At 67.9% G+C, this 20,283-nt stretch carries 18 protein-coding genes; 11 read left to right on the top strand and 7 right to left on the bottom strand.

The features are described 5' to 3' along the window. Window positions 1–102: 102 nt before the first annotated feature. The 7 genes from OG588_RS00190 to OG588_RS00160 all read left to right on the top strand — a co-directional run bounded on the left by OG588_RS00190 (window position 103) and on the right by OG588_RS00160 (window position 7,687). Entirely contained in the window at window positions 103–1,761 is a 1,659-nt protein-coding gene (locus OG588_RS00190) for a Mu transposase C-terminal domain-containing protein (protein ID WP_405953027.1), read from the top strand. Further along, on the top strand, window positions 1,758–2,510 hold the full coding sequence (locus OG588_RS00185; protein WP_317775403.1) for an ATP-binding protein: 753 nt from the start codon (window positions 1,758–1,760) through the stop codon (window positions 2,508–2,510). Before OG588_RS00190 ends, OG588_RS00185 begins: the two co-directional genes overlap by 4 nt. Window positions 2,511–2,585: 75 nt before the next feature. Continuing rightward, window positions 2,586–3,197: a hypothetical protein gene (locus tag OG588_RS00180; RefSeq protein ID WP_405945451.1), complete on the top strand. Its 612-nt coding sequence runs from the start codon at window positions 2,586–2,588 to the stop codon at window positions 3,195–3,197. A 148-nt stretch (window positions 3,198–3,345) separates the two neighbouring features. After that, a complete protein-coding gene (locus tag OG588_RS00175) occupies window positions 3,346–3,732 on the top strand; it encodes a hypothetical protein (protein ID WP_405945450.1) in 387 nt (128 codons plus the stop codon). Between the two features lie 17 nt (window positions 3,733–3,749). Then, window positions 3,750–6,020: a telomere-associated protein Tap gene (gene tap / locus OG588_RS00170; RefSeq protein ID WP_405945449.1), complete on the top strand. Its 2,271-nt coding sequence runs from the start codon at window positions 3,750–3,752 to the stop codon at window positions 6,018–6,020. 3 nt (window positions 6,021–6,023) lie between these two features. After that, a complete protein-coding gene (gene tpg, locus OG588_RS00165; protein WP_405945448.1) occupies window positions 6,024–6,581 on the top strand; it encodes a telomere-protecting terminal protein Tpg in 558 nt (185 codons plus the stop codon). 104 nt (window positions 6,582–6,685) lie between these two features. Further along, window positions 6,686–7,687, top strand: coding sequence for a hypothetical protein (locus tag OG588_RS00160; protein ID WP_405945447.1), 1,002 nt, complete (start codon window positions 6,686–6,688; stop codon window positions 7,685–7,687). An 18-nt stretch (window positions 7,688–7,705) separates the two neighbouring features. Here OG588_RS00160 and OG588_RS00155 read toward each other — a convergent pair whose 3' ends face one another. From OG588_RS00155 to OG588_RS00145, 3 genes are read right to left on the bottom strand one after another with little or no spacing between them, the layout of a single operon-like run. Continuing rightward, window positions 7,706–8,701 (bottom strand): hypothetical protein, encoded by a 996-nt coding sequence (locus tag OG588_RS00155; protein WP_405945446.1) that lies wholly within the window; start codon window positions 8,699–8,701, stop codon window positions 7,706–7,708. A gap of 56 nt (window positions 8,702–8,757) precedes the next feature. Further along, entirely contained in the window at window positions 8,758–11,226 is a 2,469-nt protein-coding gene (locus OG588_RS00150) for a caspase domain-containing protein (RefSeq protein ID WP_405945445.1), read from the bottom strand. Beyond that, a complete protein-coding gene (locus tag OG588_RS00145; protein WP_405945444.1) occupies window positions 11,223–11,624 on the bottom strand; it encodes a hypothetical protein in 402 nt (133 codons plus the stop codon). The genes OG588_RS00150 and OG588_RS00145 overlap by 4 nt, the downstream gene beginning before the upstream one ends. Before the next feature lie 322 nt (window positions 11,625–11,946). Between OG588_RS00145 and OG588_RS00140 the strand changes: the two genes are divergently transcribed. Next, window positions 11,947–12,861 carry a hypothetical protein gene (locus OG588_RS00140; protein ID WP_405945443.1) on the top strand — a complete coding sequence of 305 codons (915 nt, stop codon included), beginning with the start codon at window positions 11,947–11,949 and terminating at the stop codon, window positions 12,859–12,861. 164 nt (window positions 12,862–13,025) lie between these two features. Here the strand turns inward: OG588_RS00140 and OG588_RS00135 are convergent, their stop codons facing one another. Next, window positions 13,026–13,316: a hypothetical protein gene (locus OG588_RS00135; RefSeq protein ID WP_405945442.1), complete on the bottom strand. Its 291-nt coding sequence runs from the start codon at window positions 13,314–13,316 to the stop codon at window positions 13,026–13,028. A gap of 324 nt (window positions 13,317–13,640) precedes the next feature. On the opposite strand from OG588_RS00135, the gene OG588_RS00130 reads away from it, so the two are divergent. Further along, complete coding sequence (locus OG588_RS00130) at window positions 13,641–13,994, top strand: HNH endonuclease (RefSeq protein ID WP_405945441.1); 354 nt, start codon at window positions 13,641–13,643, stop codon at window positions 13,992–13,994. A 397-nt stretch (window positions 13,995–14,391) separates the two neighbouring features. Here the strand turns inward: OG588_RS00130 and OG588_RS00125 are convergent, their stop codons facing one another. The 3 genes from OG588_RS00125 to OG588_RS00115 form a co-directional block, all read right to left on the bottom strand. Further along, window positions 14,392–15,183 carry a replication-relaxation family protein gene (locus OG588_RS00125; RefSeq protein WP_405953026.1) on the bottom strand — a complete coding sequence of 264 codons (792 nt, stop codon included), beginning with the start codon at window positions 15,181–15,183 and terminating at the stop codon, window positions 14,392–14,394. Beyond that, on the bottom strand, window positions 15,128–16,552 hold the full coding sequence (locus OG588_RS00120; RefSeq protein ID WP_405945440.1) for a hypothetical protein: 1,425 nt from the start codon (window positions 16,550–16,552) through the stop codon (window positions 15,128–15,130). Before OG588_RS00120 ends, OG588_RS00125 begins: the two co-directional genes overlap by 56 nt. An 84-nt stretch (window positions 16,553–16,636) precedes the next feature. Then, complete coding sequence (locus OG588_RS00115; protein ID WP_405945439.1) at window positions 16,637–17,422, bottom strand: hypothetical protein; 786 nt, start codon at window positions 17,420–17,422, stop codon at window positions 16,637–16,639. A gap of 834 nt (window positions 17,423–18,256) precedes the next feature. On the opposite strand from OG588_RS00115, the gene OG588_RS00110 reads away from it, so the two are divergent. Further along, window positions 18,257–18,733, top strand: coding sequence for a hypothetical protein (locus OG588_RS00110; RefSeq protein WP_405945438.1), 477 nt, complete (start codon window positions 18,257–18,259; stop codon window positions 18,731–18,733). Window positions 18,734–19,162: 429 nt separating this feature from the next. Next, the gene (locus OG588_RS00105; RefSeq protein WP_405945437.1) at window positions 19,163–19,999 is read left to right on the top strand and encodes a hypothetical protein; all 837 of its coding nucleotides are present in this window, start codon (window positions 19,163–19,165) and stop codon (window positions 19,997–19,999) included. Window positions 20,000–20,283: the final 284 nt, after the last annotated feature.

Below are 20,283 nucleotides of genomic sequence, written 5' to 3'. Positions count from 1 at the left end.
CGGATGTGCGGACAGGAGGGGGAGAGGGAAGACAGCGGTGCGGCCGGCGCTGTACGGGGCGGGCTTCCGGCGGCGTCGCGTACCGCGCTGCGCGGTGTGGCGGTGCGCCGGCTGCTGGCTCTGCGGGTGCGGGGCGGGCTGACGACCGGTCATGTCCGGGTGGCGGCGGATGCGCTGGGGGTGTCGGAGCGCACGGTGTGGCGGTGGCTGGCCGAAGCTGGCCTCGACGAACGGGCGGCGGACGAGCCCGGCGCACGGGCCCAGACCAGGACGAGGTTCACGATCACGCCGGAGGTCCGTGCGCTGCTCGCGTTGTGGAAGGGCAATGTCGCCGCGGTGCAGCGTGAGCTCGCTGCCCGTGCGGCCGGGCGCCCCGTAGCTGATGCCGGTGCACAGGCCGGGGCGCCACCCGGTACTTGTCTGCCGTCGGATGTGCCGTCGCTGACGACGCTGCACCGGGCGATCCAGCGGGACCTGACGCCGGGGGAGCGGGCGGGGCTTGCGGGTGGGGAGCGGGCGGCGCGCAAGCACGATGTGTTTCTGGCCCGGCCGCGGGGCTGGCGCAACCAGGTGTGGGAGACCGACCACGTCCAGGCCCCGGTGCTGGTCGAAGTCGACGGTGTGGCGCGGCGGCCGTGGATCACGTGGTTCACCGACTGCGCGACGAACGCGATCACAGGGGTGGCCGTCACGCCGGGGGATCCGTCGCGGGAGTCGGTGTTGTCCGCGCTGCGTTCCGCGGTCCTGCGCGAAGAGCCTTACGGTCCGTTCGGGGGTCTGCCGGAGAAGGTACGCGTCGACCGCGGCAGGGACTTCCTGTCCCGCACGGTGACCGCCGCGTTCGGTCTCCTGGACGTGACGGTGGAGGACCTGCCCGCCTACACCCCCCACCTCAAGGGCACGGTGGAGGGCCTCAACCGGGCGGTGGAGAGCATGTTCCTGGCCGCGCTGCCCGGCTATGCCCGCCAGCCGCGTCCCGGCAAACGGGCTTCCCGCCCGAAGGACGAAGTGCTGCTCGGCTTCGAGGACTTCACCACCCGGCTGCTGGATTGGATGCTCTGGTGGAACACCGAGCACCGCCCGGCGCCGTTGCGGGGCAAGACGCCGCTTGAGGCGTGGCAGGACGATCCCACCCCGCTGCGGGACGTGCCGGCCGCGGACCTGTGGACGTTCACCCTGGAGGACGCCGGCACCCGCACGCTGACCACCCGCGGCATCCGCTTCAAAAAGCGCGACTACGTGGGGCCGTGGATGACCGGCCAGGCCGGGATCCAGGTCCGGGTCCGCTTCATGCCCCACCACGACCACCGCATCGAGGTCTACCACGCGGCCACCGGCCGCTACCTCGGTCCTGCGGACCTGGCCGACCAGGCCACCGACGAACAGATCAGCGCCGTACGGCGAGCGCGGTCCGCCCGTGTTCGCCGTCTGAAGAAGGACCTTCAGGCTTCCCAGCGCGAGCGCTACGCCGCCGCCACCCAGCCCGAGGCGCCCCGGCGGCTCGGCGCGCTGACCACCGCGCAGGCCGAGGCCGAACTCGCCCAGGCCACCGGTACCGACCTGTCCGATCTGGCGCTGCGGGACCTCATCCCGCCCGCCGCGCCGCCGGCCGGGTGGCGCACCCCTGCTTCCCTGGCGGTGCTGACTACACCAGGTCTGCCTGCCCCCGTGCCATCCGGCCGTGATTCCGATTCCGCTCAGCCCGGCCCGGACGGGCGGACCGTACAGCCCACTACCGATGAAGACGGAGATGCCTTGTGAGCGCGGCCTCCTACCAGTACATCGATCTGCCGGACGCGTCCGTGGTCACCACCCGCGCTCTGCTCACCGCGCGGGAGAACATCGCCGACACGGTCGCGGCCCGCGCGATGATGTGTATCCACGGCGGGGCTGGCTTCGGCAAGACCCTGGCCGTCAACATGTGCCTGGGTGAGCTCGAACCTGGCGAGGATGTCCGCCGGCTTGCTTTCCGTGCCCGTCCCACCGCCCGCGCGGTGCGCTACGAGCTGTTCACCGCGCTCGACCTGCCCGGGGCACCGCCGCGCCACCCCAGTGAGTTCGACCGCCTGCTGAAGACGGCCCTGGCCGAGCGCCCCCGCACCTTCCTGGTGGATGAGGCCCAGTGGCTCAACGGGGAGGCGTTCGAGTACTTCCGCTATCTGTGGGACGACCCCGCAACCCGGCTCGCGGTTATCTTCGTGGGCGGCGAGGGCTGCCACACGGTGCTGCGCCGCGAGCCGATGCTGTCGTCGCGGATCTTCATCTGGCAGCACTTCACCCGCCTCACCCCCGGCGAGGTCAGCGAGACGATCCCGCTGTTCCACCCGGTGTGGGCCGACGCTGACCCGGACGACATCACCTTCGCCGACCAGCATGCCGCGCACGGTAACTTCCGTGACTGGGCCCGCCTCACGGCCCACGTGCGTCTGGCGCTGTCCCGCACCGGCCGGCCACGGGTGGACCGGGAGGTGCTGCGGTGGGCGTTCGGCCGGCTGGGCGGCTCCACCTGATACCCGGCCGCACGCGGCCCATGACCCATCGCCGGTACGGGGGAGTAGCAGTGGAATGCGAGGAGGCGGACTGCGGTGGGGCTGCTGGACCCGATCAACCCGCTGGGTGAGATCGCCGTGGATGTTCTGGTGTGCGGCCGGGCTGCCTCCAGGCGTTGCCCGCCCGGCAAGGCGCTGCGTACGGCGAACCGTTCGCCCTTCACCGTGGTCGTGGACCGCGCAGACGACGTGCGCTTCACCCGCACTGTGCTGGCCGCCCACCACCCGGCGGCGGGACGGGTCGTCATCCACCCCACCGTCGGCGGGGGCGACCGGCTGCTGTGGCACGACGTCCTGCACGCGGTGGCCGACGGCAGGCCCCTGAGAGCCCCGTCGTGCGCAGCCCGCGGCAACACATCCGCGCAGGAGCGGGCGGCGCGCGCCGCCCTGAAGGCCGCGGCCATGCACCGGATGACCGTCCTGCGCGCGCACCGTATCGGATGGGGCGTATGGGCGGACCTGATGGCCCTGCACCACAGCACCGGCACGGACGTGACCGTGGTACACCATGCCGAACTGCCCGTTGACCTGGCGCATCTGCTGCGCCACTGCGACCACCGCATCCTCACCGCCTACGCCACCGTGCGGGCGCTGCACCCGCCGGCGGAGACATCGGGCCAGTCTTGCGTGGACAGACGGCACCGGTGACCGACAGCTCCTGGGTGCTGACCTGTGCCGGGCCGCGGTAGAGCCGTTGCGCGCGCCCTTCGCTGCTCCCCGGGGCTACGCGTCAGCCCACGACATCAATCAGACAACGAATCGTTGTTTAATTGTCTGTATGGGGTACGGTGGCCGTATGCCACGAGACTCCCGCCAGCAGGCCCGTGACCGTCTGGCCGCGCTGGAGGATGCTCCTGCGTCTGGCACCACTGCGGCACGCCGTCTGGAAGAAGACGCCTTGTTGCTGGGGCGGCTGCTGGCGTCTGCTGCAGGCGGTCGGGGAAGCGGTGGGCGGGAGCTGGCGGTGACGGCGGATGATGTGGCTGCCGCACTGGGCTTGTTCGAGGAGATGCGGGAGCAGCTGGACCGGCTGGAGACCCAGGTCGTCATCGAGGCGCGGCGGTGTGGCATGGACTGGCGCCAGATTGCCGGGCATCAAGGGCTGAACTCCTCCCAGGCCGCTTCGCAGCGTTATCAGCGGCTGATGACCCGGCTCGAAGAGATCCGGCAGGGCGTGCGGTGACAGAGGAAGAGCTGCAGATGACGAACCAGCCGCCGGAGTTGTTCTCCGCGGTCGATGCGCTGCTTGCTGCCGTCGACGAGGGCACCGTGCTGCCCGTGCCGGCCGAGCGGGTACGGCTGCGGGAGGCGGCCGGCCTGACGCCGGCCGCCGTTGCTCAGGTGCTCGGCGTGCGCGTGGCGAGCATCACCGCGTGGGAGGCGGGCCGGGCCGAGCCGAGAGGGGAGCGGTTGGAGGGCTACCGCAGGCTGCTTGAAGGCCTCGCACACCGCTACCCTGCGCCCGCCGCGCCTTCCGGCAGCGAGCCCGGCTCCCTGCCGGGGCCGCCCACACCGCAGCAGCCTGCCACTCCTGCGCCGGGGCCGTCGCCGTCCCGGGCTGCTTCCACAGCCCCCACATCCGACGCTGCGGCCACGGCCACCGAACACAACACCCCGCCCCGCCCCAGCCTTGCCCCGGCCGCCGCATCGAGACCGGCCACCACCGCCGGGCCGTCGTCTGCGTCGAGGCGCCCGGCCGTGAGGAAGACCGCCCCGGCGACCACCGCGGCCGCCGTCGACCCGCGGTTCGCCAACGGGCCGCTCGCGGTCGTCGACATCGACGACGACGGTGAGGTCCTCGCGTACTGCGTCGGCGGCCTGGTCCTGGACGTACCCGCCAAATCGGTTCCGGCCCTGGTCGACTGGACCCTGGCCGAGGCGAAGCTGGGGCAGCCCAAGCTCAGCGGTCCGGGCAAGGACGCCGACCCGCTGCTCGTGCTCACGAAGGCCGCGTGCGAGCGCTACGGTCTGCCCGCCGCCCTCACCGACGAGGAGCGGCTGGCCGGACGGCTCCCTGAGGGCCACAAGGTCATCAAGCAACTGGTGCGCGCCGGCTGGAAGCTGACCAAGCGGGGGTTCGGGCCGTGGGCGCGGATCTACCGCCCAGCGCAGGGTTCGGAGCGGGCCTGCGTGCAGCTGTGTATCCCGTCGTGGAACGCGCTCGATCCCCGCAGTTGGGGCCACGCCGCACAGCTCGCGCCGGCGGACCTCGCCCGGCTCCTGGGCGTGTACGCGACCCGGGTGATGACGCCGCGCGGTTCCACCGCCGTCACCGGGCTGGAGCTGATGACCGCGCTGCACCCGCCGACCCGTGCCTCCGCGCCGGACGCCGACGGCAAGCGGCACTCCGAGCACAACCCCGGCTCGCTGGGCAAGGACCCCGTCGACCCGGCGCCGTGCGAGGTTCCCGACGGGCACCCGCTGCTGGCGGACCTGCCCCGGTTCCACGTGCGCGGTCCGGCGGAGAAGCTGTTCGAGGAGGCCTACGACTGGGCGCGGCCGTTCACCGACGCCGAATACACCCGGCGGCACCTGGTGGGCATCGACGTGAACATGGCCTTCGCCGCCGGAGCCAACGGCCTGACCGTCGGCCTCTGTGCACCGACCCACGTCACGAACCCTGTTTTCGACGCGAAACTGCCCGGTTCGTGGCTGGTTGACCTGTCCCATGTCGACCTGTCCAGGGTGAAGGTCGGCAAGGACACGTGGGTGGACCTGGACGGCGGTCTGCTGCCGAGCCCGTTCACGCCGTCGGGTGAGCGTCCGACGGGTCCGGCCTGGTACGCGACGCCGACGGTGGCGTACGCGGTGGAGCTCGGCTACGACGTCACGCCGGTCGAGGCGTGGGTGCGCTACGAGAGCGGGCGTTACCTGGACTCCTGGTACAACCGGCTGCGCGACGCCTTCCTCGCCACGATGGCCGATCTCGGTGTCGACGCGGACCTGGCGCCAGCCGATTTCCTGACGGCGATGGACGGCTACCAGCAGCGTGACCCGGACCTGGCGATCGTCGTCTCCGCGATCAAGGCGACGGTGAAGGGCGGTCTGGGTAAGCTGCGTGAACGCCCGCGCGGGGAGGGCTGGAAGCCGGGCGAGCCGTGGCGGGCCCTGTCCCGCCCGACGTGGAATCCGCACATCCGCGCGGGGGTCATCTCCCGCACCCGCATCAACTTCCACCGGAAGATCATCAGGCATGCGGCGTTCACCAGGCAGTACCCCGTCGCGATCCTCTCCGACTGCGTCGTGTACGCGGTCGACGGCGCCAGCCCGCTGGACTTCCTCCCGTACAGGGACGGCAAGCCGCTGCCGGGCGGCTTCAAGCTCGGCATCAACCCCGGCCTGGTCAAGTGGGAGGGCACCCAGGAACTGCTGTGGGGTGAAGGCGTCCGCGAGCAGTTCGACGCCCCCGCACTCAACCTGGCCCGGTACATCAAGGACGGCACCGTCACCGGCGTCGACAACGGAGAGTAGGAGATGGCCATGTTCGGGGAGGGCCTGGACGCCGCGGTGCAGAAGGCGTTCACCCGCCCCGCGCCCAAGAGCGCGGGCGCGCGGATGCGGTACCTGGTCAAGCAGTTGGGGGGCACCAAGGCGGTCGCCCAGATGCTGCGGGTCTCCCAGCGCACCGTGGAGCGGTACGTGAAGGACCAGATCAAGAAGCCGCGCCCCGACCTCGCCGCCCGGCTGGAGCGTGAGGTGAAGGCCCGGTGGCAGCCGCAGATCCGGGCGAAGGCCCGCGCGAAGGCGGCGAGCACCGGCGGCATCGTCATCGACACCCGCGCCCGCCTCGGCTACACCGCACCGATCGGGACGACGGACCAGGACCGCATCCGGCACCTGACCGTCGCCCTGCCACCGCAGTACGCGGCTCGTCTCTTCGACGCCCAGGAGGCCGGCGCCACCGACCAGGAACTCAAGGAGATCGCGGCCGACGCGCTCAAGGAGGTGTACTTCCAGGACAACGGCCGCCGCGCCGGCAGCCTCGAGGAGGTCCGCTTCACCGACATCGAGCACCTGGAGTTCGACCTGTAGGCGCATCCTGAGCAGCCTGCAAGCACCGGCGAGGGCGACGGGGCGCTGGTGGTGATGGGATCTCCTTGATCCCGGCGGGCTCCCAGACGACCACTGTGTCGTGCATGTACGGCTTGACCGAGGCGATCGGCGGTCATGATGGCGGCATGAACGACGCACCCCGGGACACACCGCCCGCCCGGCCTGAGACAGCAGATCCCGGCCTGTCCGGAGAGGCGGTGGCGGGTGTACTGCGCCTCGCTGCTTCGCGCGAGCGCACTGTGGACGACCACATGTTCCGTGCGGGGCGGACCTCGTTTCGGCTGCAGTTGTTCACCGCCCCCGGGCAGCGGGCAGTGGCGGTGGCAACCCAGGCCGAGGATGAGAGTCCTAGCCTGACCAACGAGGCCGAGTTGTGCGCAGCGGAGGTATGGCAGCAGCACTGCCCCGGCCAGGAACTTCCGCCGGTGTGGATCGAGCGGCAGTTCCCGGGCGCGTTCGGTCAAGAACCCGCCTTCCAGCTGGTCACCTTCGGCGAGAGCGAGCAGTACCAGGTGCACCAGCCGCACTGGTGCACGATCAGCACCGAGCAGATCGTGCACCTGGTCGGCGGACCGGTCGCTGAAGACCGAGGCGAGGGATACCTGCCGCCCGAGCCGGAAGCAGAGCCGGAGCTGCGGTTCGAGGCGATCGAGTTGCGGCGCTTGGCGCAGCCCCTCCCGTTCCGCGAAGAATGCATGTCCGGTGGTTCGGGCGCTACATCCCGGGCGCGGAGCTGGACGGACCGTCTCTTGCGGCGGCGCTGCTGCTGGTACCACTCAGGCGACTGGCACCGCGTCAACGACATGGCGCTCACCGCGCTCTCGCGTGCGCGAGACGAGGATGTGAAAGCGGACGACATGAGGCGCTACGCCGATGCGTACGCTGCTGTGGCCGGCGCGAGCAAGTGGGAACGAGCAGCGCTCTATTCCCTGTACTGTCCGCCCGTCGCCATCCAGCCTTCTGGTGACGACTACATCAGCAACGGCTTCATTAACGGCCAGCACCGGGTTCAGGCGATGCGGGATGCCGGAGTAGGACGGACGGTCGTCCTGCGCCTCGTGTGGCCGGATAACCCTGCTGAATAGAACCCCGGTGTCTGTACCTCAAGCAGCGAGGGCGTCCTGCAACTCCTTTGCGGCGCGTTCGTGGTGGTGTTGGGCGGGGATCGCTTCGTGCAGGTCCAGGGCGCGGCGGCGGACCAGGCCGGTGCGGTAGCCGTCCGGGAGCGCGGTCAGCGCGGCGGCGGCGCGGCGGCAGGCCTGCTGGGTGTCGCCGTCGTGGTGGGAGCAGGCGGCGGTGTCGATGTTGAGCAGGGTCCGGGGCGTGCTGCTGGTCGGCGCGGACAGTTCCAGCGCCCGCTGCTGGCTCTCGAAGGCGCGGCGGGTGTCTCCGAGCGTGGTGAAGGCGTGGCTGAGGTGCACGTGGTGCTTCTGTTCGCCGTACGTCAGCCACGTGTCCGACCGCTCGCCTTCGGGGAGCCGGTTCATCAGGGCGTCGGCGGCCGCGAGCGCGGTGCGGGCCTGCTCGCTCTGGTGGTTGAGGGCGTAGGCGCGGGCGGCGACCGCGGCCGCCAACGTTGCCGCGGCGGTCGGCCGGGTGCCGGCGGCGCGGCGGGCCTGTTCGGCGAGTTCGACCGCCGCCTTCGGAGCGCCGTAGTTGAGCGGCACCATCGCCTCGCGTGCCCGGACCCAGGCGTACAGCTGATTGTCGCCGGATTCGGCGGCGGCCCGGGCGGCGGTGGCGAACCAGGCGCGGGACTCCGCTCGGTTGCCGACGTCGTGCAGGACGATCGCGGTCATCCCGGCCATTTGCCCGGCCGTCCGGCACAGCCTGGCCCGGACCGGTGCGGGCTGCGGGACGGCGAGCAGGGGGCGCAGAGTGGTGAAGTCGACGACCGTGTCGGCCAGGACGCGGGTGGGCTGCTGGTCGTGGTAGCCGTACCCGTAGCTCTCGGCAGCGGCCTCCAGGTCGGCCAGGTCCTGGGGCACGTTGGGGGAGAGGGTCTGGTCGACGTCGGTCCGGGCGGCGGTGAGCGCGGCGAGGGCCGGAGCGGTGAGGTTGGCGGCCAGTGCGCCGCGCAGCAGGTTGCGGCGCTTCATCGGATCATCTTCTCCATGGTCGGGCTCCGTCGTTTCGGCATCCTGTCTGTACCCGTCTACCTCAGCAGCGCTATCTGCGTGTGCCGCCGACCCGCGTAGCGCGCAAGTGCCTGATCCATGTCCTCGGGCGAAGTCTTGATTCGGTATTTCTCCAGGGTCAGGATGCGTAGTCCTCCGTGACGCCGGCGGAAGGGCAACCACGCCGATCGGGGTATGACAACGCCTGGACGCGGCCACAGGACAAGGGCGTTTTCCTCTGGATTGGAGAGGGTCACGACGCCGACACGATCCATGTCGCCCCATGGAATGTGCAGTCGGGCCCTGCCGAAGGCACTGAGTGTTATCCCTGTTGGGCCGACATGGAAAGACACATGGTGTCTGCCAGTGAGGAAGTAGGCGAGAAGTCCCAAGAAGAAGAGCGGACTCAGCAGCAGTCCGTCGACGACTTGGCCCCAGTCGGCCTTCGAGGGCAGGTGCGTGCTGATCATCGGAGGGGCGACGAAAAGTACCATGCCTATAAAAGCGGAGACTTTCGCTGGCTGGCGACCGCGGAGTGTTACCCCAACCCCGGGAGCTTTCGGTGCTTTGGCTGATATCCGCAGCCATGCTTCGGCAGGCATGGCGAGCTGTTCCTTATCCGCGAACCGCGACAGCGCGGCCTGCAAACTCTGTTGGTGATGCGTCACTTCTGGAAGCAGGCACAGCGTCAGGCATCCAGGCGCCAGCTTCGGGAGCAGCATGTTTGTACGGTCGACTCTCCCCTCCGCACTGGCAGAAGGACGGATCGCCAGCAGCCCAAGGTGCCGGGCGCCGCGCGGCCAGTTCACGATGCCGATTCGCTCGATCTCCGTCCACGCGTATGAGATCTCTAACTCGCCGCGGGTCAGGGTCAAACCAGCTGCTCCGACCACCAGCCTTGCCGGCCGTATGAACCGTGACGTGGCGAACCAGGCCGCAGTAAGGGAGAGCGCAAAGATGACCAGTGGCAGAAGAGCCACCGAGGTCTCAAAGGGCCGGACGAACAAGTGAGGAACTTGCCAACACAGGACCGTCGTGCCGAGCACCCCCACGGTCGCAAGGACGCGGCGGTCAGCGGTGAAGACCCGCTCCGCCTCCGAGATCGAAGTTTGGTGTACAGCGATGTTGGGGCTGGGGGTCCAAGCCGCGCCAGCGTAGGTGGCGAGCGCAGTTTCGACGGCTTCCGGTGTCGTCGCGAGTCTGCGTAGGTCGGCGAAGCGGAGTGTGTCCTCGGTGTCGTCCTGGCGGGGTCCCGGGGTGTTCGGGAGCGCGGTATGCGGGAATACGCCGGGCAGGGAGCGGACCATTAGGTCGTACCGGGGGCCGTGCAGCCGGGTTGCGGGCTTTCGGCGTAGCCAGCATCGGCTGACCCGGTGCCACGGATAGGAGAAGTGCTCGGAGGCCCCGTACCGCACCTCGAGACCGCCCGGTCTCAATACCAGCGAATAGTCAGTCGGGTTCCTTTTTCCAAGAGCCCAGTCCACCGCGATGAAGCTCAGGAATGACAGGCCCGCAACCCAATGGTGAGGGTTCGTCAGATCGAGGTGATCGTTACTTTTATCTTGGGTATCGCCTTTTTGAAGATTCAGCGCGATAGTCACCAGCAGGGTCAGATAGATCGGCAGTCCGATGCCCCACTTGCGCACACGAGCGAAGGTACGGTTCGGCCCGAAACGTATCTCTTCGCCCCTGGTGTCGCGAGAGGCCGTGTCCGTCTGGGCCTCCCCCGTATGGCTCTCGGGCACGGTTCCGACTCGCCTGTCTGCCGCCCGGTTGCGGACCAGCCCCAACCGGGCGTACCCGTCAGAGCCCTGCTGGCGCGGTTCTGGGTAGCCGTTGAGTGCCAAAGCCTTCGACAGGGGACCGTACAACTCGCTGAGCGTCAACAGCTCCGGTCTGCCTGGTAGACCGTCGCGGAGCAGACGGATGAGCTCACCACTGAAGGCGGTGTAGCGCTCGCCGGGAGGAGCGTACGAAGGGAGGTCACGTGCCGAAGACGTCAGAATGTGGGTTCCTCGGATGCGCCACGCCTCACCTGCCGTGGCCCGGATGCCCATCAGCGAGTCCAGCACTTGGCCGCTGTTGCAGCAATCCAGAATCAGCACCTTGTTGGGGCAGGGAGACGTCTCGAAGATTTCCCTCACGGCCTGGAACGGTATGGACGTCCACCGCAGATCACTCTCGTCCGTGTCAGTGAGTGCGAGGTGCAGTTCCGTCAGGTCCTCGTTGAGGACGCCATGCCCGGAAAAGTAGACGAGCAAGGTGTCGGTGGCGGTCATCGCGGCCTCGCGGATTGTGCCGCAGACCGAGCGCGGGTCCGTGGCATCCTGTACCACCGTGCACCGCTGGGGCGAGAAACTGCCGGAGGCGTCGGCGGTCAGCAGCTCCTGCAAGACCTCCAAGTTGTTGCGCACGGCGAGAAGGTCCGGCAATTTGCCGTCGATGTACCGGGACGTCCCAATGAGCACCGCACGGGAGCCTCGCGGGTCCGGTAGTCGGAGAGTCATAGCTGTTGCTGATCACGCAGCGCGGCGTCCAGGAGGGAACGGGCGTCATCGGCGGAGTCTGCGGTGACTTTCACGCTGCGGCCGTCGGGAAGCGAGAGCTCCACCGAGGCCGCCGACCGTCGGGCCCTGAGTAGCGCAGGAAGCGAGCGAATGAGTGCAGTGACGGCGCCGCTGCTCCCGATGGCGATGGCCAGCAGCTCGATGCCCGCCCCCATTTGTCCCTCCGCTGGGGGCTTGGACACCAGACGCACGTGACCACGCAGATCGGGTTCCGCATTTAGCTGGCGGCGCAGCCGGACCAGGTCAGCGCTGCTGATGCTGGCATGATCGGTGTCGCCCTCAAGTAGTTTGAGCGTCACGTCTAGCATGTCGTCCCCCGCCTGTCGGACCTCGATCATGTGCAGGACAGTGTGTAGTACGAGGCCTGAGCTGGCCCAGACCCCTGCCGCTTGATTGGCATTCCAGCTCTGGCCGAACAATCCGGGGCGCGTAGGCTGCCGGGACGTCATGTCGCAGAGGGGCAACGGTGTTGGCCAGCGCGACTCACGAGATCACCCTGTACTTCGAGGCGACCCACGCCATGCCGAGGCTTCCGCGGTGGCATTGGCCGGCCACGTCCCACCAGCACCGACGCACGACCCACCTGTTTCGCTGAGTCGCACAGCGGGCGCCGGTGAAACTCGCAGCGCTTGACGGTCCAGCGGTCTTATCGTTTCGGACATGGATGCAGAGCAGTTGAAAGGTTCATCCCACAGGTGGATGAATGCCGCACTGGCCGCCTTTGTCGAGGGCCCCGAGAGTTACGACTTCGCCGTCCACCACGCTGGAGTCGCTACGGAGCACCTACTCAAGGCATACCTCGCAGGGATGCATCCCGCTCTGATCGTCGACGGCAAGCACTTCGACTCGTTGCTCCATGCCACAGGCCTAGGCTCCCATGCAGGCCCATTGACCAAGATCAAGACCATCGGCCTTGTCGACGCCTACCTGAGGGTGGACAAACTCCTTCCCAAGAAGATTCCGATCAGTAAAGTGGATCTCGAACCCCTCGCGGACGCTCGCAACGGAGTTGCCCACAGTGCGATACACGACTCGGCGCAAGCCGAAGCAGTGTTCACACTCTGTCTGCGCTTGGTTGACCCAGTTCTCGAAGAACTGAAAGTTGATCCGAACAGCTACTGGGGCCCCTACCTGCTCCTGCACGACAAGCTGGTCGAAGAGCAGGTGCGACAGGAACGCGTCGCGGCGGAAGCTCTCCTGATTAAGGCACGTTCATTGTTCGAACAGCGCTTCGGGCACATGTCACGCAAGGAGCACGACGTAGTTCTGGCCGCGATCACCAGTAAGCCGCTGATCACTATGAGCCGGGAAGCCCCGATGGAGTGCCCGGCCTGCGGTTCTCAGGGGTGGGTGGCTGGCGAGGTGGAGGCCGTCCACCTCCACGACGAGGACGGCGGCCTCATGATTTCACAGGAGGAGGTCTTCCTCCACCCCCATAGGTTTCACTGCGCAGCGTGCGACCTCGATGTGGGCACGAAGCTTCTCTCGCACGTGGGCATCGCCTACGGCATCTTCTTGGATGCTGGCCCTGAGGACCACATCGACAACGAACCGCCAGTGGACGAAGACATCTGAGGGCGTTCAGGCCAGCCACTCTCATTCCGCAGGTTCCGTTAGTCGTAGTTACCAATAAACTGTGTGGCGTTTAACTAAGGCAGGGCGCATTGCCAAAGAAAAAGAAGCATGTGCGGCCGTCCAACGAGATCCCTTCCCGCAGCGGGCGCATCACCGCCCAGGAACTAGCGGACATTGGTTGGACGGCAGAGATGATCGCCTACCTGCGCAAGCGGCATCAGCAGCAGCAACCGCAGCCGATGCCGTCCTTCTTGCAGCGCGCCCCACAGGCGTTCGACGCTGCATGGCTCCGCCGAACAGCCACCGAGCCATCCGTGCGGCGCATGGTCGAGGAAGCCACCGCCAGACAGCGCGAACAGCGACGGCGTCAGGCGCAGAAGGACGAACAGCGAAGGGAGGAGCATCGCAGAAGGCAGGGGGAGAAAGCAGCGCGCCAAGCTGTGCAGCAGCCCCAAGCGGTCCGCGTCTACATTCCGCCGCCGGAGGAGCCCCGCGCACGGAAGAAGGAGCCCAAGCCCGCGCTGCCACCACAGCAGGATCGCCCCCGGGAAGACCCTGAACCCGTGCCCAGGCACCTGGCTGCCCCGCATCCGGCACCGGAAGCAAGCGAGACCCGCACACGCACGGAACTGCCCGGCCGTCTACGTGATACCGAGCCAGCATCTGCCTTACCGACTGCGCTCTCCACGCCGCCCCCAGCACCCGCACCTGAGCTTTCTGCGAAGCGAATTGCGACACTGGCTACGGCCAGTGCCACCAGCCGTAACTACCGGGAGCTCGTGAACGCCCTGGACTCCATGGGCAGCGTCAACGCCCGCCGGTCATCGACCATCAACCGGCGCCAGCGCTCGGCGCGGGCACGGGCTGCGGTACTGGCCCGCAGCGGAGGCTTGTGCGAGAACCCTGAGTGCACCTCGCCGGGCTTCCAGGCCGTCACCGATGTCGGGGAGCCCATCCTGGAGGTTGATCACGTGCACGATCTCGAGCTGGACGGCGCAGACCACCCGGTGAACATGGTGGCCCTGTGCCCCAACTGCCACGCCCTCAAGACCCGGGGCATGGATCGTGATGCGCTCCGGGAAGCGCTGGCGCGGGTGGCGCGGGAAAGGCACCTAGCGGCCTGGCAGACCTGAGCCGCCGGTACGTTCAAGGGCACGGAGCGCTATTCCGCAACTACTGATATCCGTCGTCCGGGCGTCCGGCGGAACGCGGGAGCCGCCACGTGGTCGGCAGCGTGGTCGCCCCGACCATGACCCCCACCACGCCTCCGGTCGTGCCGCGTCCAGCCCCGACCACGGCTGGTCAGCGCACCGCTGACGCCCCCAGGGCCGCGTCGCGGCTGGTTGCCTCTCGTATGGCCCCTCTTGGTGCCCCTCGTGTTGCTTCGACCGGTTGGCCGTTGGCGTTCGGACGCATGGCTGACCAGGTCGACAAGGGGCGGATACGCGCCGATGCGGTGGCCAACTACTTCGCTACGCAGGGTCTGCGGGTGCAGTGCAGACCCGTGCCGTCGTCTGCGGCGGCCGTGCGTCAGGTCTGCCGATGCCCGGACTCCGTCCAGCGGACTCGCCGACCGGGTTCATGGACGGGGCGCCACACGGGTGCGGAGGGGCCGTGCTGGAGCAGGTCGGCCAGCGGCGCCACGAGCACCTGGACCTCGTACGGGAAGCGGGCCAGCAGCCCGGCCCCGGCGCGCAGGGCGCTAATCCGGTTCTCGACACCGGCCGGTCCGGTGCCGTCCAGGACGAACAGGACGCGGGGGAAGAGCGGGTAGCGCCGCCGCCACTCCTCAACCGCCGGTTCCTGCAGGGTCGGCCGGCGCCCCGGGACCATGGGCACGTAGCGGTAGAGGCGCTCGTATGCGGTCAGCTTGGCGGCGAGGCGTTCGGGGCCCATGGTGGCCCGGTCGACTTCCACGAACGCCCGCAGCATCGCCCCGCCTGCGCCGTCGACGGGGCCGCGCCGGTAGTACAGGAGCGCGTCGGGGATGACCGCCTCGCCGCTCCCGATCGGATGGTGGACCTCGGGGAGCCAGTCCAACGGCTCGCACACGTCGCCGCGGCGACGGGCGTCCTCGAGGAAGGCGAGCGCGGTCTCGGTCACGGTCAGCGTGTGGCCGGCCTTCAGCCGTACGGTGGTGGGATCGGACACGGTTCTGGAGGGCCGGTGCCCGCGCATCTCGGGCCACTCCGAGGCGAGTTGCACGCCGTACGCGGTCGGGAACCAGACCCGGGTCCGTCCGGCCTGCGGCGTCCCTACGGTGGCGTCAGAGTCTGGCTCTGAAGCGGCTGAACATGTCCGGGATGAACTGGAGTAGAAGATCCTTGGCGTCCTCGGGGCGTTTCAGTTCGTCGTGGCCGAAGCGGAAGACCTCGTATCCCCTGAGCTTGAGATCTCGGTCGGCGGCGACCAGGTCCGCGTATTTGGCCGTGTCGGGGGTACGCCCTTCATCGCGCGTGTAGTGCTGCACTCCGTCGATCTCCAGGACGACACGCTGCCCGAAGGGCAGCAGCAGAAGGAAGTCCATGCGGGACCGGAGCAACGCTTCGGGGCCGCGTTCCTTGACGGTCTTGGGATCCCAGTGCAGCCATACCTCGGGCAGAAGAGCAAGGTCATCCGCGCAGAACGGGCGAGCCGTACGGTAGGCCGTGAAGAGGTTCCTCTGACCAGGTGAGTTGCCCGGCAGGCTTTTGAGGAGACGCTGGTAAAGATCTTCACCGGCGTCGCTCTCGCTGTTGAACCCGTGGGTGTCCTGCCACCAGCGGTGCAGGTCACGCCACCGCAGACCCTCGACAGGGATCTCCCGGTCATAGACAAGGGTGGCACCTGGTCGCCCACCGACGATCTCGATGTCGTTGTCCACCGAGGAATGGAAACGAATGTCCGGTTTCCCTCCCAGGGAAGCGAAAATGATGTTCTTCGGCTTCCGGTTGCTGTGCAGCCGCGTCGGCACCAGGGTGAACAGCGGATAGCCGCCATCGTTGCCGGTCGGCCGTAACTCGATCCCATGGGCGCGGATGTGATCGTTGATCGTGCTGGCTGTCTTCTCCTGCAGGTGCTCGTCCAGGAGAACGTCCGCTGAGACCAGGCCTTCCAGGAAGCGGGCGAACCTGGCGTCCCCTGCCTCGAACGCACCGAGGCTCTCGAAAAGCCGTTCGGCCGACCAGTCCTTCTTATCGCGATTGCGGAAGACGTGCTTTTCGATGAGGTCCTTCAGCGTCACCGGCCGCGTCCCGTTCAGCAGCAGCGCGCTGAGCTCGTCGAAGGAAAGGTCCGGTCCCTCGATCACCCAGAGGCGATCGAGCAGATGCAGGAAGCGGTCATGGTTCTGGGTGAGCTCCGAGAGAGACAGAGAGCGCGCTAGTTCCCGGCGGGCCTTCTTGGGTATGGCGGGTGGTGCGCCCTCCTCCCACAGCAGGTCCTCGAGCTGATGGCGGAGCGGCGGGCGAACAGGGAAGGGGAAGTCCTGCTGCTGCAGGAAGCGTTGGGCCAGTCGTGGCAGTTCCGTGTCGGGTACCTGCTGGAGGCTCAGTTCAACCCGGGTCGGCTTGCTGCCGGCGCTCTGGGGAATCACCGGCATACTCAGTCGCTCGAAGGCCTGACTCAGCACGGTGTGCGTCAGGTCGCTGAGAGGCGCGACGGCGGTGCCGAGCAGTGAGCGAAGCACTGAACGATCGCTGCTGCCAGCCATGGGCAGATGGTCGCAGAGAATGGGGGATTCCGGCAGTAGCCATGTCCAGGTGTTCCAGGGGCTGATCGGCTTCCGCGGCTGGTCTCATGTCAGCGAACCGGTGTCAGTGGCCCGGGTCTCGGCCGCATATTCCCTGACGATCGTTTGGACGAAGTGCTCGATCACCGGTGCGACAGCTTCCCCCGGTGCACCTTCCAGCAGCGCCAACAGGTCCTGGTACAGCTGACGTGCCAGTGTCTCCCTGTCTCGATCGCTGAGGTCTGGACGGCTCACGACCGGTCGCAGCCGTTGAGCGCGGATGATCATGCGTACAAGCGGCAGCAGGCCCGTCGTCTTGCCCATGCGCTTGCCGACAAGGCTCGCCAGTGGCGGGAGAATCCGACCAAGATGGGCCTCTGCGTAGCGAGCGAAGAGGCCGTCCGGGACCGCTTCGCGGCGGGCGAGGTGTACCGCCAGGACCCCCACGCTCGCATCCGCCAGGCGGACTGGAGACCGGCGCACCCAGGGGGCGCTGGGCTTGCTGGTCAGCTTGTCGTCCAGCCCCACGTGCCGGATGAGCGATCCAGCGTTGGCATGCGTGAAGTGGTTCGATGTCGGGGCATAGACCAGGTCGTACAGCTTGGACGCCCCGTCTTCTCCGAGTGTCCGATCGATGTGCTTGGCCATGTCGCGTACGCCGACAGGCCGGCCGGTGGTACCAAGCTTGCTGACCGCGTCCTTCAGGACATCGGGCGGAATCATCCCGTCAAAAAGTGCCATGGCTGCTGCAAGGCCAGTTCGGAGGCTGTCTTCCCTCAGATGGCTCACGGGATCTTCGGCGTAGAGACAGTAGACGCCGAGAATGCACGTCTCCAGAGCGGAGCGTGACATGAGTACGGCGGCTTCACGGTGGCGCCCGCGGGTGAGCCGCCGAGTCTCCCGTTGAAGCCAGAGAGTCCGGAGCATCGCGAGTTGTGCGACATGGAGGCCCGTCGTCTTGTCGTCTTCCGGCCACGATCGACACGTGATCAGAGCCTTCGCGGCTCGCCGCACCCGACGCCGCCGAGGTAGGTCCGGGTAGGGAAGTACGCCGCGCATGGTGAACCATGCGAGCTGTCTCAAGGTTGACGCCATGGGAAAAGCCTGGCAGTTCGTAGTGCGTCGGACACCTGGATTTACAGGGCGCCGGGCCAGCGTTCCGCACGGCTCGCGCCGCGCGGAACGCCAACCAGGTCGCCGGTGGTGCGGCAGCGTGGTCGAAGAGTGGTGCAGCAATGGCTCGCGCGCTCGAAGGATAAAACGCTCTAGGCCGACCACGACTCCCGCCCGCACCGCCCACAGCCCGACTGCGGCGGCTCAGCGCATTGCGCCGCGATCCTGGACTCCCTGATGCCGTGTCGCAGGATGTGGGAGACCTGGGAGACGGAATTGGGACGTGCCGCCATCGCCCGGCACAACTTCCAGTTGGCATGCATTCGGGGGCTGCGGCGGACCCCGTCGACCGAGGTGGAAGAACCGTACGGATGAGCCGAATGAGTGGGTGCGGTCCAACCGGGCCCGCCCGTCCAGCCGTTCATCGGCGGCGGACTCGATATGTGCAGCCTGACGGTCGGCTCAACGCCATCCCTCCCCGTGCTGTGGCTACGGTCACATCACTCAGTGTTGTGCGAGGGCTGGTCGCGGAGGACGGTGGTGACCGGCGCGGGGCCGACAAGAAAGAGCACCATGAGATCGAGCACTGATCGGGTCGCGGAACTCTTCGGCACGGACGAAGTCCGAAGCCTCCTCGCCACCAGCCTCCCTGACTTCAAGTCCTATGCCTTCTCCGAGCTGGCCCGCGCAGCACGCGACCGGCTCGCCGACACCCCGGCCCACAGCTTCGGCATTCTCGCGCGGGAACTGTGTCGCGCCGGCCTGGCCATCCACCACGCCCGCGACACCGGCCAGCATGCAGGAGAAGACGCAGCTCAGCTCGTCACATTCACCCGGACTGGCTGTGACTGGTGGGCAAGCATGGTGGACCACGATGGACCTGCCCTTGTCCGAGCCCACCTCGTCGATCCCTGCGAACAGCTGCTCTGCGCAAGCATCACTGATGAACGCGACGACGGCTACGCGGCGCTGCGCGGACTTGCCACCCGGCTCGGATCTCACAGCGGCTTCACGTCTCGCTGGACGCTGCACATCGACGACGGTGCGTAACACGCACGTCCATGCAGGAAGAGCACGGATCCGCTCGCTTCCCGTACGGTGCGCCGCCTTGCCCGGCGACGCGCGTACGGCTCACGGCAGCAGCTGGCCCCGACCAGATCGCCGACCAGGAAGGCTCGACCGCGGTCACGAAGCGACAACGCAGGTCCTGGTTGCCGCGCAGGCGGCGGTAACTCCACATAGGAGAAGGCGAGTTCACCGCCCGCGCCAACAACATCCTCGTGCGGTCTATCTGACGAGGCGTCCTGTCCGTACGACAGCAGAGGCTCCGGGCTTCCTCGCCTGGGGCCGCTGCATGTCGTCGCCCGGTCAACTCTCAGTAGGCCCTCGGGATGTGGTGTGCTCGGGAGACGGCGTTCACCGTCAGCCGCACAGGAAATCCGCTTCGTAGCGGCGAGGATTGCGGCGTACGGTCGTTTTGTGAAGCAGAAGAAGCCGGTTGCCCCGGCCCCGGATGAGCTCCGGGCAGAGGCGGCCGTCAACGAGATCCTGGGAACGCGGCGGGACGGCCACGACGATCAGACCGAGAACGGCATGGTCGACTTCCTGCTCGAACCCGCCGTCGACGGAGAGGGACCGAAGGTCGCTCTGGAGGTGTCCTCCACGATCGACCCGGACCGCCAGCACCTGTGGGCCGGTTTGAATCGCCAGTACGACCAGCCGGTTCCCGGACTGGACGGCGACTGGATCGTTGAGTTCACCTCCCAGGCCCACCTCAAGAAGATCTCTGCGCCTCTGGCGGCTCTCCTGCTGCGCCAGGAGCAGGCGAACCTGGACACGATCGGCCTGGACGGCTGGGACGACAGCACCCCGGACGATCGGTTGCCCACCTCACAGCACGCGGCCGACCTTCAAGAGCTCGCACAGCTTCAAGTCGTGCGGGCGGTCCGGATCCGCAGTGACAAGGCTTCGGGCCGGATTTTTCCTACCCAGTTGAACTTCTCCGTGGCCAGCAGCACCGTCGACACCATCTCGCCCTACGTCGACGCGTTCCTCGCTTCGAAGGGTAAGAACAAGGTGCAGAAGTTGGCCCGGCACCCCGACCGGGAGGGGCATCTCTTCCTGTGGGCCGATCCCGCCCATATGGACATCACCATGTCGCTGTCCCGAGGGTTCGTGCCCACGGACAGCCCGAACGTTCCGGCAGAGGTGCACACCATCTGGCTCGCCTCGTTCCACGCCAACCAGGCAGTGTTCCGATGGAACCGCTCGGGATGGTCGATTCTCGAAGTGACCGCGTGGAGCGGACAGATGTAGGTCATACCGTTCGTCGACTGCCCACCGCTGCCAGTGGTAGCCCACTACAAGCAACATCGGTCTCCGCGCCTTTCGAGGCGCGGAGACCGATGAGGGGCGGGCGGAGACCGTCTCAGTAGGAGTTCTCCCGCTCGGAGGGCGGTCCGTACTGTTCGAGGAGTCGGGAGGCCGACATCCCCTCTACGCCCCGAGTCCACACCCCACAGTAGGAAGAGAGAAGTGGGTGGGTTGGACAGGTCCCGGGAGGCGGGCGAGGGGACCGGGCGCCGCTGGTGTTGCTCGCG

It is taken from the genome of Streptomyces prunicolor, assembly GCF_045162825.1.
Classification (GTDB): domain Bacteria; phylum Actinomycetota; class Actinomycetes; order Streptomycetales; family Streptomycetaceae; genus Streptomyces; species Streptomyces prunicolor.
Note: the sequence above shows the minus strand (reverse complement) of the source record. Positions and strands in the feature narration are given on the sequence as shown.